The 15095-nt window shown below is 39.8% G+C and carries 13 protein-coding genes and 1 pseudogene; 6 read left to right on the forward strand and 8 right to left on the reverse strand.

Going from position 1 to position 15095, the window contains the following annotated elements; translation table 11 throughout:
- Positions 1 to 173: 173 nt before the first annotated feature.
- Entirely contained in the window at positions 174 to 1784 is a 1611-nt protein-coding gene (gene ggt / locus LJY09_RS16685) for a gamma-glutamyltransferase (protein ID WP_228307334.1), read from the reverse strand.
- 176 nt (positions 1785 to 1960) lie between these two features.
- Between ggt and LJY09_RS16690 the strand changes: the two genes are divergently transcribed.
- Positions 1961 to 3349: an alpha/beta fold hydrolase gene (locus tag LJY09_RS16690; protein ID WP_221816832.1), complete on the forward strand. Its 1389-nt coding sequence runs from the start codon at positions 1961 to 1963 to the stop codon at positions 3347 to 3349.
- 36 nt (positions 3350 to 3385) lie between these two features.
- Here LJY09_RS16690 and LJY09_RS16695 read toward each other — a convergent pair whose 3' ends face one another.
- Entirely contained in the window at positions 3386 to 3931 is a 546-nt protein-coding gene (locus LJY09_RS16695; protein WP_028414548.1) for a GNAT family N-acetyltransferase, read from the reverse strand.
- 93 nt (positions 3932 to 4024) lie between these two features.
- Here LJY09_RS16695 and LJY09_RS16700 point away from each other — a divergent pair, with 93 nt between their 5' ends.
- Positions 4025 to 4498 carry a hypothetical protein gene (locus LJY09_RS16700; protein ID WP_223546186.1) on the forward strand — a complete coding sequence of 158 codons (474 nt, stop codon included), beginning with the start codon at positions 4025 to 4027 and terminating at the stop codon, positions 4496 to 4498.
- 181 nt (positions 4499 to 4679) lie between these two features.
- Here the strand turns inward: LJY09_RS16700 and LJY09_RS16705 are convergent.
- From LJY09_RS16705 to LJY09_RS16715, 3 genes and pseudogenes are all read right to left on the reverse strand, one after another.
- Positions 4680 to 5864 (reverse strand): annotated as a pseudogene (locus LJY09_RS16705) (amidohydrolase).
- On the reverse strand, positions 5854 to 6123 hold the full coding sequence (locus LJY09_RS16710; RefSeq protein ID WP_028414550.1) for a hypothetical protein: 270 nt from the start codon (positions 6121 to 6123) through the stop codon (positions 5854 to 5856). The pseudogene LJY09_RS16705 and the gene LJY09_RS16710 overlap by 11 nt, the downstream one beginning before the upstream one ends.
- Positions 6124 to 6528: 405 nt before the next feature.
- On the reverse strand, positions 6529 to 7440 hold the full coding sequence (locus LJY09_RS16715; RefSeq protein ID WP_028414551.1) for an NAD(P)-dependent alcohol dehydrogenase: 912 nt from the start codon (positions 7438 to 7440) through the stop codon (positions 6529 to 6531).
- A 170-nt stretch (positions 7441 to 7610) separates the two neighbouring features.
- Between LJY09_RS16715 and LJY09_RS16720 the strand changes: the two genes are divergently transcribed.
- The 4 genes from LJY09_RS16720 to LJY09_RS16735 all read left to right on the forward strand — a co-directional run bounded on the left by LJY09_RS16720 (position 7611) and on the right by LJY09_RS16735 (position 12098).
- Entirely contained in the window at positions 7611 to 8303 is a 693-nt protein-coding gene (locus LJY09_RS16720) for a response regulator transcription factor (protein ID WP_028414552.1), read from the forward strand.
- Positions 8296 to 9300: a sensor histidine kinase gene (locus tag LJY09_RS16725; RefSeq protein WP_028414553.1), complete on the forward strand. Its 1005-nt coding sequence runs from the start codon at positions 8296 to 8298 to the stop codon at positions 9298 to 9300. The genes LJY09_RS16720 and LJY09_RS16725 overlap by 8 nt, the downstream gene beginning before the upstream one ends.
- A 100-nt stretch (positions 9301 to 9400) precedes the next feature.
- Positions 9401 to 10162 carry an ABC transporter ATP-binding protein gene (locus tag LJY09_RS16730; protein WP_014459175.1) on the forward strand — a complete coding sequence of 254 codons (762 nt, stop codon included), beginning with the start codon at positions 9401 to 9403 and terminating at the stop codon, positions 10160 to 10162.
- Positions 10152 to 12098: an FtsX-like permease family protein gene (locus tag LJY09_RS16735; protein WP_028414554.1), complete on the forward strand. Its 1947-nt coding sequence runs from the start codon at positions 10152 to 10154 to the stop codon at positions 12096 to 12098. The genes LJY09_RS16730 and LJY09_RS16735 overlap by 11 nt, the downstream gene beginning before the upstream one ends.
- A 48-nt stretch (positions 12099 to 12146) precedes the next feature.
- On the opposite strand, the gene LJY09_RS16740 is transcribed toward LJY09_RS16735, so the two are convergent.
- From LJY09_RS16740 to LJY09_RS16750, 3 genes are all read right to left on the reverse strand, one after another.
- Positions 12147 to 12761: a GNAT family N-acetyltransferase gene (locus LJY09_RS16740; RefSeq protein ID WP_028414555.1), complete on the reverse strand. Its 615-nt coding sequence runs from the start codon at positions 12759 to 12761 to the stop codon at positions 12147 to 12149.
- A gap of 107 nt (positions 12762 to 12868) precedes the next feature.
- Positions 12869 to 13471, reverse strand: a complete 603-nt coding sequence (locus LJY09_RS16745) for a dienelactone hydrolase family protein (RefSeq protein WP_028414556.1) — start codon at positions 13469 to 13471, stop codon at positions 12869 to 12871.
- Positions 13472 to 13476: 5 nt separating this feature from the next.
- Complete coding sequence (locus LJY09_RS16750) at positions 13477 to 14679, reverse strand: aminotransferase-like domain-containing protein (RefSeq protein ID WP_028414557.1); 1203 nt, start codon at positions 14677 to 14679, stop codon at positions 13477 to 13479.
- Positions 14680 to 15095: the final 416 nt, after the last annotated feature.

Raw genomic sequence — 15095 nt, forward strand, 5'->3', positions numbered from 1 at the left:
TATACCTTCGTGTCGATTGGCAGCTTAAGACGGTTGTTCTAATCACGTTCTCTTTACGTACGTGCATGTTGGTTTTAGTTTTCAGTTCTTTGAAGAGATTTATACATATGGTTGAGACATGAAAAAAGCCCGACTCTAATCAGTACGGGCTTCTTTCTTGATCTATTTTGCTCTTACCATCCAGCCACAAATCCGTCCGTTCGAGATTCACTTCCTCCGCACAGCACGCCGCTTTCAGGATCTCTCCAAATGACCTGTCCGCGCCCAAATGCCATTGAATCCACCGCTACTTCAATTTTATGTCCTTTTCGTTCAAGCGCTTGTGCTACATGCGAAGGGAAAGTTGGCTCAACGAGCACGGTTTTATCTTTTTTCCACTGCCATCTTGGCGCGTCTAAAGCCGCTTGAGGATGAAGCTGAAAGTCAATCGTATTCATGACAACTTGCATATGTCCCTGCGGCTGCATAAAACCTCCCATCACGCCAAAGGGGCCTACAGGTTCATTATTTTTAGTCAGAAAACCTGGAATAATGGTATGAAACGTTTTTTTAGTAGGAGCAAGACAGTTATCGTGATTAGGGTCCATTGAAAAATTGTGACCGCGGTTTTGCAAAGCAATTCCCGTTTCTGGCACAACGATTCCAGAACCAAAGCCCATATAATTACTTTGAATGAATGAAACCATGTTTCCTGCTTCATCAGCCGTTGCTAAATACACCGTTCCGCTTCCAACAGGTTCTCCTGCTTCAGGCTGCAGAGCATGTTCTTCTATAAGGGTGCGGCGATAGCTTGCATATGTATCAGACAGCAGTTCGCTTACAGGTACGGTCATTTTCGTTTCTTCCGTAATGTATTTTGCTCCGTCCGCAAACGCAAGCTTTATCGCTTCGATTTGTTTATGATACGTATCGACGGCGTCTTTTTCTTGAAGCTCAAAGCCTTTTACGATATTTAATGCCAGTAACGCAATAAGCCCTTGTCCGTTCGGAGGAATTTCCCAAACATCATATCCACGGTAGTGAGCGGAAATAGGATTTACCCACTCCGGTTCGTAAGCTGCCAAATCTTCTTTTGATAAAAAGCCGCCATATTTTTTGCTGAATGCATCCATACGTTCTGCAAGCTCACCTTTATAAAAGGCTTCTCCATTTGTCTCACCAATGAGCTGAAGCGTATGAGCATGATCAGTAGATGACCACATCTCTCCTGCTTTTGGTGCTCGTCCATTCGGCGCAAACGTTTGAAACCACGATTCAAATTCTTCGCTTGTATGTACTCGTTTAAACGTATCGTACGCTTGTTTCCATTGTTTAGCGAGTGTAGGCGCTAACGGAAATCCTTCTTTGGCATATTGAATGGCAGGCTGCAGCACTTGAGAAAGAGGCAGTTTGCCAAATCGCTTCGATAAAGCAGCCCAAGCAGCCGGAGCGCCGGGAACCGTAACGGGAATCATTCCGTACTTAGGAATTTCTTTGTATCCTTTTTCCTTCAGCGCATCAATGGAAATAGACTGCGGAGAAGGTCCGCTCGCGTTCAGTCCGTACAGCTGATTATTCGTCCAAACAAGCGCAAACGCGTCTCCTCCGATTCCATTAGAGGCGGGCTCTAATACTGTAAGACTTGCTGCTGTCGCGATCGCTGCATCAATGGCATTGCCGCCTTTTTTTAAAATATCAAGACCTGCCTGCGCTGCAAGCGGCTGAGATGTGGATACCATTCCTTTTTTTGCATAAACGGGAACTCGGTAAGATGGATATGGATGATAATGCGGATCATAGGTCATAAAAGCTCCTCCTCTTTTACACTTCTAAATTTATTTTAATTTTCTAAATAATTTAACTTCTTTATTTTACCATATTTACGGCCCAGCGCCTTTCTTTTTATCTCAAAAGGAGATGACTCCATTTATCTAAAATTGGTATACTAATAGAGTACAAGAATTGCCAAGGAGGATGATGTATGAAAAAAGTAAAAGCCGCCCTTCCACTCGCTGTTTCTTTAGCACTCGGCCTTCAAGCGCTTCCTATGTCCACTTCAACCGTTCAAGCTGAAGCATCGGCGAATGCTGCCCATCACTCAGCAAAAGTTGAATACAAACGAGCAAACGCATTTTTAACGAATGTAGCAAACGGAAAAACAAAGGAAGCTACGCGCTACTTTTCCCGCAGCCTGCAGTCAAAAATGAGTGAAGACAACCTAAAAACGTGGTGGTCATCTCTAACGGCTCAGTTAGGTGCTGTAAAAAAGATTGGGACAGCTGTACAAGGTGAAGTCAATACCGTTCATCGAAATGTAGAAATCCCCATTGAATTTGAACATGCATCAGCTACTTTAACCGTTCGCTTTAGTCAAAATCGTCAAATGGATGATTGGCGAATCGTACCGGAGGAGCGCCAGTTTTCGTTTTCCACACCACCTTATGACACCCCTAAGAACTACAGAGAAAAACAGCTTTCAATCGGCAAAGCACCTTACGAACTTCCAGCAACGCTCACTCTTCCAACACGTTCAAAGCATCAAAATGTACCCGTTGTCATTTTAGTTCACGGATCAGGGCCTTCTGATCAAGATGAAACCTTTATGAGCTTAAAGCCGTTTCGAGATCTGGCTTCAGGACTGGCTTCTCAAGGAATTGCCGTTTTACGCTACAACAAGCGTACATACGAACATACAGCTAAAATGTCCGGTGAAAGTAAAATAAGCGTTGACGATGAAACAACGAATGATGCCGTACTCGCAGTCAAAGCAATGGCAAAACAAAAAGGCATCGACAGCCGCAATGTTTTTATACTGGGACACAGTCAAGGTGGTATGATGGTGCCCAGAATTTTAAATCAAACGCCGGATAAAAGCGTGCGGGGCTCTGTTTTACTTGCTGCACCGAGCCGCACACTTCCAGAGTTAATGCTTGAACAATTTGCCTATCTTGTATCGCTTAATCAGCTTCCGAAAGAGCAGCTTTCTTTTTTTCAGCAGCAGTTTGCCATTTTACAAGACCCAAGCTTTTCCCCAGCTCAGCCGCCAAAAGAATTTCTGCTTGGCACGCCTTATTTTTGGTATGACTTAGCTCACTGGCATCCTGCAAAAGTTGCAAAATCTCAGAACACGCCGCTGCTTTTTTTACAAGGAGCGCGTGATTATCAAGTAACGACCGAAGATTTTGAAGGTTGGAAGCAAAGTTTATCTCAGCGTTCCAACACTTCTTTTAAGCTTTATCCAAAGCTCAACCACTTTTTCACAGAAGGAACTGGTGAAAAAAGCACGCCCGATGAATATGCTGTTTCAGCCAACATCCCTTCTTATGTCATTGATGATATTGTCAAATGGGTTCGTGAAACGCAAAAGTAACGAAACAAGGCGCTGTTTTATCAGCGCCTTGTTCTCTTACTCTTTAAACCTTCCCATTACAACCGTACTATAGTACTTCCCGTCAGACAGCACCTTGTCATTTTTTAATACTCCTTCTACTTCAAATCCGAACTTTTCATATAAATCAATGGCTTTTTTATTCGTTTCTAACACATTCAGCGTCATTTTCTTCATGCTCGCGCTCTCTGCCCACAGTATGGATTGCTGCAAAAAACCTTTGCCAATTCCGTATCCCCAATATTCTTTTGCGACGCATACACCAAACTCTACTTTATGAGCCAATCGCTTCAACTCATTACCTTCACATCTTGAAAATCCGACAATTTCATTATGTACAACCGCTACTAAAAATAAGTTTCGTTTACTTTCTGTGTCACGTTGAATAAGTTTTTCAAAGTCGGATTCGTCCATATACCCTTCTCCTGATTCACGATCTAAGTTTTCCGTTTCTCTATCTAGCTGAACTCTTAGGTGAGACAGTTCGTTTGCATCGCTAGGGTCAGCTGAACGAATGATGTACTGAAGTCCTTTTACATGGTAAATCTGCTGATTGATGACCATCCTATACCTCCAAATGTATTTCTTTCATTCAATCTATCAATTAGTTTTAATTTCCTTTATTATAAATATTATACATAAAGAGATGAAAGAGAGTTGAAGGAATTGCTTTGGTTATTGCTTTTGATTCTATACGGCATTTACAAGTTGTATAAATCAAGGAGACCGCTAACGAAGTTTGATCATTTTTATGAGAGAGCGTTTGAGCTGGAAGAGAAAAAGCGCTATGGAGATGCGCTTGATATACGTAACCAAGGAATTGAACTCCATACCCTTACCGATTTAGAACGAGCTGATTTACATTTAGCGAACGGGCGTATGCTTTTAAAACTAAAGCAATATGAAGAATCAACGAAACACTACGATGCATCATTTAAACTCGCAAAATACGAAAAATTTCCTTACTCAGAGGGATTCGACGAAGTTATTGAAGCCTACTTGTATGCGGGGCGTAAAGAAGATGCGCTGATAATAACCAATGACATGTTAAAACGGCAAAGCTATGATCAAAAATTTAAGAAGCTCGAGCCTTTAAAAGAAAAGCTTCTTTCATACGAAGACTCATGGTAAAATTAAACAATTAAAAACGTATTATTAAGAGCGATTGAGGTGAGCATAGTGGTCATAACGATTATTGTAGGAGTGCTGGGTCTGATTGGTTTAATTGCAGCAGGATTTGCGACGAATTATAAAGATACGAAGTAAGGATACATAAAAAAGAACAAGAACCAAATAGGTTCTTGTTCTTTTTTTAACGAGCCAACAGCTTTTCAGTAACGCGCAAAAACATCTTTACTCCGACTTCAAGCGAGGCTTCATCTATTGTAAACTTCGGATGATGATGAGGGTATACGATGTCATGTTCTTCATTTCGGGCTCCAATGTTAAAAAAAGCTCCTTCCGTTTCCTGCAGGTAAGCTGAAAAATCTTCTCCCCCCATTTTAGGAGACAGTGTTTTAACACGTTCTTTTCCGTATTCTTCGATGGCTGTTTCTTCAATTAGCCTTGTAATTTTTTCAGAGTTAATGACGGGATGATAGCCTTTTTCATATGTGAAGGTGTACTCTGCACCGTAGGCTTCTGTTAGTCCTTTTACAATCCGGTCGATTTGTGCCGGAACTTTTTCTCGCAGAGCCGCGTCAAAGCTTCGAACGGTACCGTTCAGCTGCACTTTATCAGGAAGTACGTTGTGCGTAGTTCCTCCGTGGAATTGTGTAACCGATACGACTAATTTATCGATTGGATTCGTCGTTCTTCAAACAATCGTTTGAAGGTTTGTCACAATTTGCGCTCCTACAACGATGGCGTCAACTGCTTCATGAGGCGCTGCGGCGTGTCCTCCTTTTCCTTTAATCGATATATTAAACGTGTCAGGCGAAGCCATCATAGGACCTGCAAGCACGCCGATTTCTCCGACCGGAAGACCAGAATTCAAGTGCGTACCAATTACATAATCCACACCTTCCATCACGCCTTCTTTCACAAGCTCCTGCGCTCCCCCGGGCAGCAGCTCTTCTGCGTGTTGAAAAATTAAGCGAATTTCTCCTTTAAATTCATTTCCTAACTGAGAAAGCACAGAAGCTACTCCTAGCAAAATAGCCGTGTGACCGTCATGTCCGCATGCATGCATCACGCCTTTATGAACCGAAGCAAATGAAAACGTATTTTCTTCTTCAATCGGCAGCGCGTCCATATCCGCTCGAATCGCAACTACTTTTCCCTCTTCTTTCCCTATTAATCTAGCTACCACGCTTGTTGGTGTAGGACGCGTAATGATAAAGCTTTCAAACGAACGAAGCGTATCTTCAACAAACTGAGCCGTTCGGTGCTCTTGAAACGATAATTCAGGATAGCGATGAAAATGTCTTCTCCACTCAATTACCTGCTTCTTTAAGCTTTCTGTGACGCTGTATTCACCGATTGATTTAACTGTCATATACAAACTCCCCCTTTGTTTGACTATATCGATTGGCTGGAACGGAAAGGTTTAAATTTCCGCGCAGCGTATTGCTTTCGTATGAAATGTCGTAAAGCCCACGCTCTTGCAAGATAGGCACCACTTTTTCCACAAACTGATGAAACGTCTCGCTCATAAACGGGCGAAGCACAAATCCATCCGCTGCTTCCTGCTCATACCATTTTTGCATTTCATCTGCTACGTGCTCTGGCGTTCCTGAAAACGGCGAACGAGGCAAAATTGTTTCAAGCGCGACCTCTCTTAACGTTAACTTTCGAGCAGCCGCCGCTTGTTTAATTTTATTCGTGGTGCTTTGAAAGGCATTGGCTCCGATATCCCCTAACTCTGGAAACGGTGCGTCTACGTCAAATTGATGAAAGTCATAATCATCAAAAAAACGAGCTAAATATGTAATGGCATGATCAATTGGAATTAAAGCGGCAAGCTCTCCATATCTTCTTTCTACATCTTCCTCGCTATCTCCTATAACTAAATCAATACTAAAAAAAAGAGATGCTTTGATTGTTCAAAGCATCTCCAGTCGTCTGGTCAATCGGTTTTAAATAGCTGTTTAGTTGACTTATCTGCATGTTATACCTACTATCCGGGTAAGTCAAATCATTTTTTCAAATATGTAGTTTTATTACTTTAAAACTACAACCACATTTCCTACCTTATGTCCGGTCTCTACATACTCATGAGCTTCTGGCACTTGTTCTAAAGAGTAGCATCTATCAATCACTGATTGGATCTGTCCTTCTTCCATAAGTTTTTTAAGAAGTAATAAATCTTTCGTCTGCACTTTGGCAATTCCTTGCCCTTCGACCGAAACAAAGCGTCCATTTAAGGCTAACGCTTCCTTGCACTGATTTTTTGTGATTTTCCCAACGGCATCAAAGATAAGATCGTATCTTTCTTGTTTTTCAGTAAAATCTTCGTTTTGGTAGTCGATGACGCGGTCTGCTCCTAAAGACTTTACTAGTTCACTATTTTTAGCACTGCACACGCCTGTCACTTCAGCTCCGTAATAGTTAGCAAGCTGTACAGCGGCAGTTCCTACGGCACCTGAAGCACCGTAAATAAGCACTTTTTGCCCGGTTTGAATGTTTCCTTTTCTAAAAAAATGCAGAGCCGTCGTGCCGCCGAAAGAAATAGAGGCGGCTTCTTCATAGGTTACATTCTCTGGCTTTACGGCTATTGTCCCCTTTTCTGGTAAGCAGATATATTCCCCATATCCTCCGAACTTCATACCTGTCATTGCAAACAGCTGGTCGCCTTTTTTGAAACGCGTTACGTTCTTTCCGACTTCCTCTACTTCTCCGGCCAGTTCTACGCCTAGTATTGATTTTCTAGGCTTTCGTAATCCCAAAACTATTCGCATTGGAAGCCACAATAGCAGTGGACTATTAAAGCTCCTCACTCTGCAGTCGCCCGATATGACCGTGGTGGCATGAACTTTTATCAGTATTTCATTCTCTTTTGGAATAGGCTTTTCCACTTCTTGAAGCTGAAGAACATCCGGTTTACCATACTTTGTACATACCATTGCTTTCATAACAGCTCTCCCTTTTTCACTAGAGTTCAATATATGTTTATAAACTATGCTCGGTGAAAGCTATTTTTTCACACTTTATAAAGAACGCCGGTGAATCTACTATCACATATGGTAAATAAAAGGATATTACTATAAAATGAGTATAAAAACAGAAAGTGTGGTAAGTACGGTTGTTTAAACTTCTTTTAATTGAAGACGATGTAACACTGTTTAATGAACTGAAAGAGCGGTTGGAGCAATGGTCATATGATGTTTATGGCATCCGTGATTTCAGTAACGTTATGCAGGAGTTTAGCGAGGTAAAACCTGATTTGGTTATTATGGATATTCAACTGCCGAAGTATGACGGATTCCACTGGTGCAGAATGATTCGCTCTCACTCAAAAATTCCTATTATCTTTCTATCTTCACGAGATCACCCTTCTGATATGGTGATGTCTATGCAATTTGGAGCCGACGACTTTGTGCAAAAGCCGTTTCATTTTGATGTGCTTGTAGCAAAAATACAGGCCCTCCTCCGCCGCGTATATAATTACAGCGTTGAGCAAGTAAACCTTCTTTCATGGCAAGGCGCAACGATTGATTATGAAAAAAATAAAGTATCAACGGAATCTACAGCTATCGATTTAACAAAAAATGAAATCTTTATTTTAAAATGCTTAATACATAAAAAGAATACGATTGTAAGCCGAGACGAACTGATTAATAGCCTTTGGGAAGATAAACGGTTTATCAGTGATAATACGCTGACGGTAAACGTCAATCGCCTGCGAAAAAAGTTAGATGAAATTGGACTAGGAAGCTTTATTGAAACAAAAGTCGGTCAAGGCTACGTAGCGATTGAAGAGGAACGCTATGATTAAACTCTTTATTCGCGAGCGTCTAAGCTGGATTCTTTTCTTTTTTATGATGCATCTTTTAATGCTTTTTATCGCTTATATTGATGAATCCATTCCTCTGTCTTCGATTCTTTATATCGTGTTTTTATCATCGATTATCTTTCTTATTTTTTGCGTCTTCCGCTATCAGAAAGAAACGAAATTTTACCAAGGGTTAAAAGATGAAGAGGATTTCTTTGATTCTTCTACTCTTTCTCATCCGCTGCGCCCCTTTGAAAAGATTGTTCAGCAAAATCTGATGCAACAATTAGAACAGGCGAAAAAAGATGCGGTGCAAACTCAGCTGCACGTGACGCAGGAAAAAGATGAAATGTTAGCTTGGATTCACGAAATTAAAACGCCGTTAACTGCAATGCATTTAATAATTGAACGCTTAGAAAATCGAGAAGTTAAAGCAAACTTGACGTTCGAGTGGCTCCGTATTCACTTTTTACTTGATCAACAGCTGCATCAAAAGCGCATTTTCTTTATCGAAAATGATATGTATATTGAACATCTGGATTTAGAGTCCCTTATTTTCACTGAAATCAAAACGCTGCAAGCTTGGTGTATGCAAAAAAATATTGGGTTTGATGTGGACATACAGGCAGAACGTGTACTGTGTGACGCAAAGTGGCTTTCGTTTATTATGAGACAGCTCTTAACAAACGCAGTCAAGTACAGTGAAGCATCTGACGTAATGATTAGAAGCTACAAGCACCATGGTCAAGTGTACGTCGAGATAAAAGACAGCGGACGCGGCATTTCTCTTCAAGATATGCCGCGCATTTTTGAGAAAGGTTTTACCTCAACCACTCAGCATGAAGACAGCCGTGCCACAGGTATGGGTTTGTATCTCGCTCAAAAAGCTGCGCACGCTCTTTCTATTCACATTGGCGTGCAGTCAGCTCTTAACGAAGGCACGACGTTTACACTTGCCTTTCCTAAATCAAATGATTTTGTTGATATGAAAAGCATGTGACAAAAATGTCACATGCTTTCGTCATTTGTTCGGTGAATCAAAGGAAAACGCAAGGCTCTTTTTTTATAATAAACGTATCAGATCAAAGGAGTGAATACATATGAACATATTAGAAGCTACTAATATTCATAAAAGCTACGGAAATAAATTTAATAAACAAGAAGTATTAAAAGGTGTAGATATTACGATTATGAAAGGAGAATTTGTAGGAATTATGGGGGCTTCCGGCTCAGGTAAAACGACGCTTCTTAACGTGCTTTCCTCGATTGATAAAATCAACGGCGGAACCATCAAAATTGAAGGAAATGAAATTAGCAGAATGAAAGAAAAGCAGTTAGCAAACTTTCGAAAAACACATTTAGGCTTTATTTTTCAAGACTATAACTTACTGGATACGCTGACAGTCAAAGAAAATATCCTCTTGCCGCTTTCTGTTGTCAAAACTCCTTCAGCAGTAGCTCACAAAAAATTTGACGCGCTAGCCAAACAGCTCGGCATCTATGAGCTCAAAGATAAATATCCAAATGAAATTTCAGGCGGACAAAAGCAGCGTACCTCTGCTGCAAGAGCCTTTATTCATGAGCCAAGTATGATTTTTGCTGACGAACCAACCGGTGCACTTGACTCAAAAGCAGCTAGCGATTTATTAAACAAACTGACCGAGCTTAATGACAAAAGAAGCGCAACGATTGTGATGGTAACGCATGACCCAGTGGCAGCCAGCTACTGCAGTAAAGTGATTTTTATAAAAGACGGACAAATTTATACGCAGCTGTATAAAGGGGATCAAACGCGAAAAGACTTCTTTGAAGATATTATGAAAACTCAAGGTGTACTAGGCGGAGTGCAAGATGAATATTAATCAGCTCGTCTTCCGCAACTTCAAAAAGAATGTAAAAAACTATTATTTGTACGTTTTTGCACTGGTTTTCAGCGCAGCTTTATATTTTGCTTTTGTCACGCTTCAGTACGATCCTGCTCTTGATGCAACCAAAGGCTCCATTAAAGGAGGCGCAGCCGTTCGGGCCGCTTCTGTTTTACTTGTAGCCATTGTTTCTATCTTTCTATTATATGCAAACACGATATTTATCAAACGGCGCAGTAAAGAAATTGGCTTATTTCAGCTAATTGGCATGACAAAAACAAGAATTTTTCGTATCTTAACGGCTGAAAATTTTATGCTGTACTTTAGCTCATTGATTGTCGGCATTTTAATCGGATTTTCATTTTCAAAAGTAATCATCATGATTTTATTTAAAATCACCGATACAAAAGGCATTGCCAAGCTTCACTTTTCAGAAGAAGCCTTGATTCAAACGCTGATTGTGTTCGGCGTCATCTATTTGTTAATCATGACGATGAACTATCTTTTTATTAAAAGACAGACCATTTTAGCCCTATTCCGAGTTACTTCATCGACAGAAGGCAAAACGAAAAAAATTAGTATATTTGAAATTATTATTGGAATTCTTGGCATGATCTTTATTGTTTCCGGCTACTATATTTCTGCTAAATTGTTTGACGGATCTTTTACAAGCATGAATGCTTTGTCAATCGCCATGCTATCTATTTTAGCTTCAGTTATCATAGGTACTTACTTGTTTTATAAAGGCTCGATTCGATTTTTATTAAATCTGATGCGTAAAAGCAAAAAAGGCTATTTATCGATTAACGATGTATTATCTCTTTCTTCCATTATGTTTCGGATGAAATCAAACGCACTGTTGCTAACGGTGATTACAACCGTATCTGCTCTCGCTATCGGTTTTTTATGTTTGAGCTACATCTCCTATTACTCTGCTGAAAAGTCGGCTGGAGACTATGTACCTAACGATTTTGCTATAAATAATACAAAAGACGCTGCTTTGTTTAAAGCCGCGCTGGATCGAAAGAAAATAGCATATACGGAAAAAAAGATCGACGTCATCCAAGTAAAAGCAAACGTAAAAAGCATCTTAGAACATGAACTAAAAAGTCCAATGGTAGACTCGTCCGCTATGACGATTCCGATGATTAGTGAAAAATCAGTTAATGGCTTAAATCTAGCTCAAAACGAAACCTTGTTTACTGGCTATAATAATATGCTTCAAAAAACAATGGCATTTAAAGATTCGGGACAAATTGAGTTAAAAGGAAAGAAAAAAGTAATTTTCCAAAAATATGTAGGATTAAATCGAGAATTTCTTCTACCTATTTATTTTACCGGGGGCGGTTTGCCTACTGCCATTGTAGATGATGCTGTATTTAATGAGCTTAAACAGAATGCGGACCCTTCTATTCAAAAAGAATCGTCTGTCTACACTGGAATAGACATATCAAATGAAGATAACTTACAAAAAGCAAATGAGCTTTTCGGAGAAATGAAATTTAGCAATAACAGCTTAAATGATTCCCGTATGGATATGATGGGGAGCCAAAAGCAGACTATGGGTCTAATTATGTTCATTGTCGCTTTTCTAGGACTGGCCTTTTTAATCACGTCAGGGTGCATTCTTTACTTTAAACAAATGGACGAAAGTGAAGATGAAAAGCCGAACTATACGATTCTTAGAAAACTCGGCTTCACTGAAAATGATTTACTAAAAGGCATAAAAATAAAGCAGCTTTTTAATTTCGGCATTCCGTTAATCGTAGGCTTGCTTCACAGCTATTTTGCCGTACAATCCGGCTGGTTCTGGTTTGGAACAGAGGTTTGGACACCAATGATTATCGTCATGATTGTCTATACGGCGCTGTACTCTATTTTTGGTATTTTATCTGTTCTTTACTATAAAAAAATGATTAAACAAGCTCTCTAAAAATAAAAAGCACAAGCTATAGCTTGTGCTTTTTATCTTTAAATGCCATTAATTGCTGGCGTTTTCTTTATTTTCCGCACTGGCTTCATGTAAAAAATTTTCTAATCGCTTTTTGACAAACGGCCATTCGTCATCGATTATACTGAAGATGACCGAATCTCGTACGTATCCATCTGGTAAAAGCATATGTTTTCTGCTAATGCCTTCTTGCGTAGCACCTAACCGTTTAATAGCCGCTCTAGACCGCTTGTTTCGCGCATCCGTTTTGAACTGTACGCGGTGAAGCTTCAGCTCTTCAAAACAGTATTTTAATAATAAATACTTACACTCCGTGTTGACTCGCGTTCGCCACACGGATGGATGATACCACGTCCACCCTATTTCTACGCTTTTGTTAGGAAGTGATATATCTAAAAATCTTGTGCTTCCTACAATCGAATGTGACTCTATATCAAACACAACAAAAGGCAGCTCTCTTCCTTCCTGCTTTGCTTTTAAAGAACTTTCAATTAGCTGTTTCATATCACTTAGACGATGAACTTTTACCGGGAGATGCTCCCAAATTTCTTTCGGTTTTGCAGCTTCATAGAGTTCTTGCTCATGCATTTTTTCAAGCGGCACTAGCTTTACCGCTGTTCCTACAAGCTCACCTGACTTTAGCATAACCTCACTCCTTTTCTATATATCTAAAGGAAATGTTAATACATGTATATGTACTGAAAAAGGGTCAGTTTCTGCTTATTGTAAGGTATCACTTTCAGCATATACAGCTAGTAATCAGCTAAGTGTTTTTTGAGAAACTCACTCATTGTTTGGAAGGCTTGGTCCGCTGCTTCTTTATTAAAGGCTTGTGAAAAAGGATTCATAAACCCATGAAAGCCATGAAACGTTTTAATTTCCAAAAGCGGCTCTCTTTTTTGCTCTAATGAGTTTATTAAAGAGTCTACATTAAATGTTTGCTCTTCAGCAGGAAAAATAAGAAGAGTTGGACACACAGGACGTCTATTTATATAGTCTCTAATGCGCGATCCGTAACAGCCAATCACGAAGTCACACAAATTGTTTTCACTGCATAGCCACGATATTGTGGCTCCTACACTAAATCCTATGACCCCTACTTCTTCATATTCTTGCTTTAGCTGAGTTAACATGTTATTGATTTGTCTTGAACCCTCATCAATACCGATGTTTTGAACAAAGTTTTGATAAGCCATGTCCTCTTCTTCATAACGATAAGGAACGTCTCTAGATAATAAGTTAGGACAGATAATATCTGCCTCTAACTTAGACAATTCCTGTTTTACAAACTTCATATGATCGTTCACACCGTATATTTCATGAATTAATAAAATGGCTTTATTTAATTTTTTCATTTCTTTTATAAAACAGTCGTTTCTCTCGCCAGTTCACGGTGCAATACGTCTCCCATGCGCTTCATGCCTTCTACGATTTGTTCAGCAGACATATTAGAGTAATTCAAGCGCAGCGCGTTGTTTCTTGTGCCATTTGGAAAGAATGGTGTTCCCGGAACACAGGCTACGTTATTTTTTAGACATTCTGAAAAGATATGTGCTGAATCGATTCCTTGGGGCAGCTCTACCCAAATAAACAATCCGCCTTCTGGCTTACTGTAAGACAAATTCTCCGGGAAAAATTCTTCAATACAAGATAACATTTGTGTACATCGCTCTTTATACACAGCTTTAATTTTTTGAATGTGCTCTTCGATATCATAAAGCTCCATATACTTAGCCGTTACCCGCTGAGCAAAGCTGTCCGTATGCAAGTCTGCTACTTGTTTAAATGCCACGTACTTATCAATGAAAGCTTCATCTGCGCACACCCAGCCGATTCGAAGACCTGGTGCAAAGATTTTAGAGAATGTGCTGATATAAATAACTCTGCCTTCTGTATCAAAATGCTTAACGGGCGGAAGGGTTTCTCCTGCAAATCGTACGCCTCCGTATGGATTGTCTTCTACAATCAGCACGTCGTATGCATTCGCAAGCTCGATCATTCGCTGACGTCTTTCTCGCGTTAAGGTGCGTCCTGTAGGGTTTTGAAAATCTGGAATTGTATAGATAAATTTAGCATTCGGATTTTCTTGAAGTTTTTTCTCCAGCTCTTCCATAATCATTCCGTCTTCGTCCATATCTACTTCTACAAACGTTGCATTGTAAGATTTGAAGACGTTAATGGCTGCTAGGTACGTTGGACTTTCACAGATTACCACGTCTCCGTCATTAAGAAACAGTCTTCCTGTAAGATCGATTGCCTGCTGAGATCCGGACGTAATTAAAATGTTCGAAACAGTGGACTCGATGCCAATATGCTTCATTCGTGTCGAAATGGCTTCTCGTAAAGGAATATACCCTTCAGTTGTACTATATTGGAGCGAAGCGGCTCCGTCTTCATTTAATACGGCGCGGCACGCATCGTTCATTGCTTCAACGGGAAATAGCTCCGGCGCTGGAAGTCCTCCTGCAAACGAAATCACTTCTGGTCGTTCCGTTACTTTTAAAATTTCGCGCGTTTCAGAGGATTTTACAAGACTAGCTCGTTGGGCAAATTTATCTTTCATTGATGATCATTCCTTTTTTAGATTTTAAACTTTTGCAGTGACTCAAACTTTCAATGGCAAAATTAATTATTCGAATAGTCAGAAAAATTAAGACGGATGCTTCTATTCATGAGATTATGCAGCTTTTACAGCTTGCAAGATGCCTTTTTAACAGACAACTAGCATGTGCGTCCTCTCTGACTCTCCCTTTCTCCTTTCAATATATATTTTTCTTATTCCCTATCTGTAATACAATTCAAAGGTCGTACGATAAATATGGCCTTATATTTAATGTATGTTAAAAAGGATAACATAAAATTCAAATAAATAAACAATAAATTCTACAAATTCTTAATTTTTTATACAAATATATTTATCTCACTAAACGATTCTTCAAAATCATTCCTTTTATATATGTGTCAAAGAAGTTCATGGCG

The sequence above is a fragment of the Priestia sp. J2 genome (genome assembly GCF_020790095.1).
Taxonomy (GTDB): domain Bacteria; phylum Bacillota; class Bacilli; order Bacillales; family Bacillaceae_H; genus Priestia; species Priestia zanthoxyli.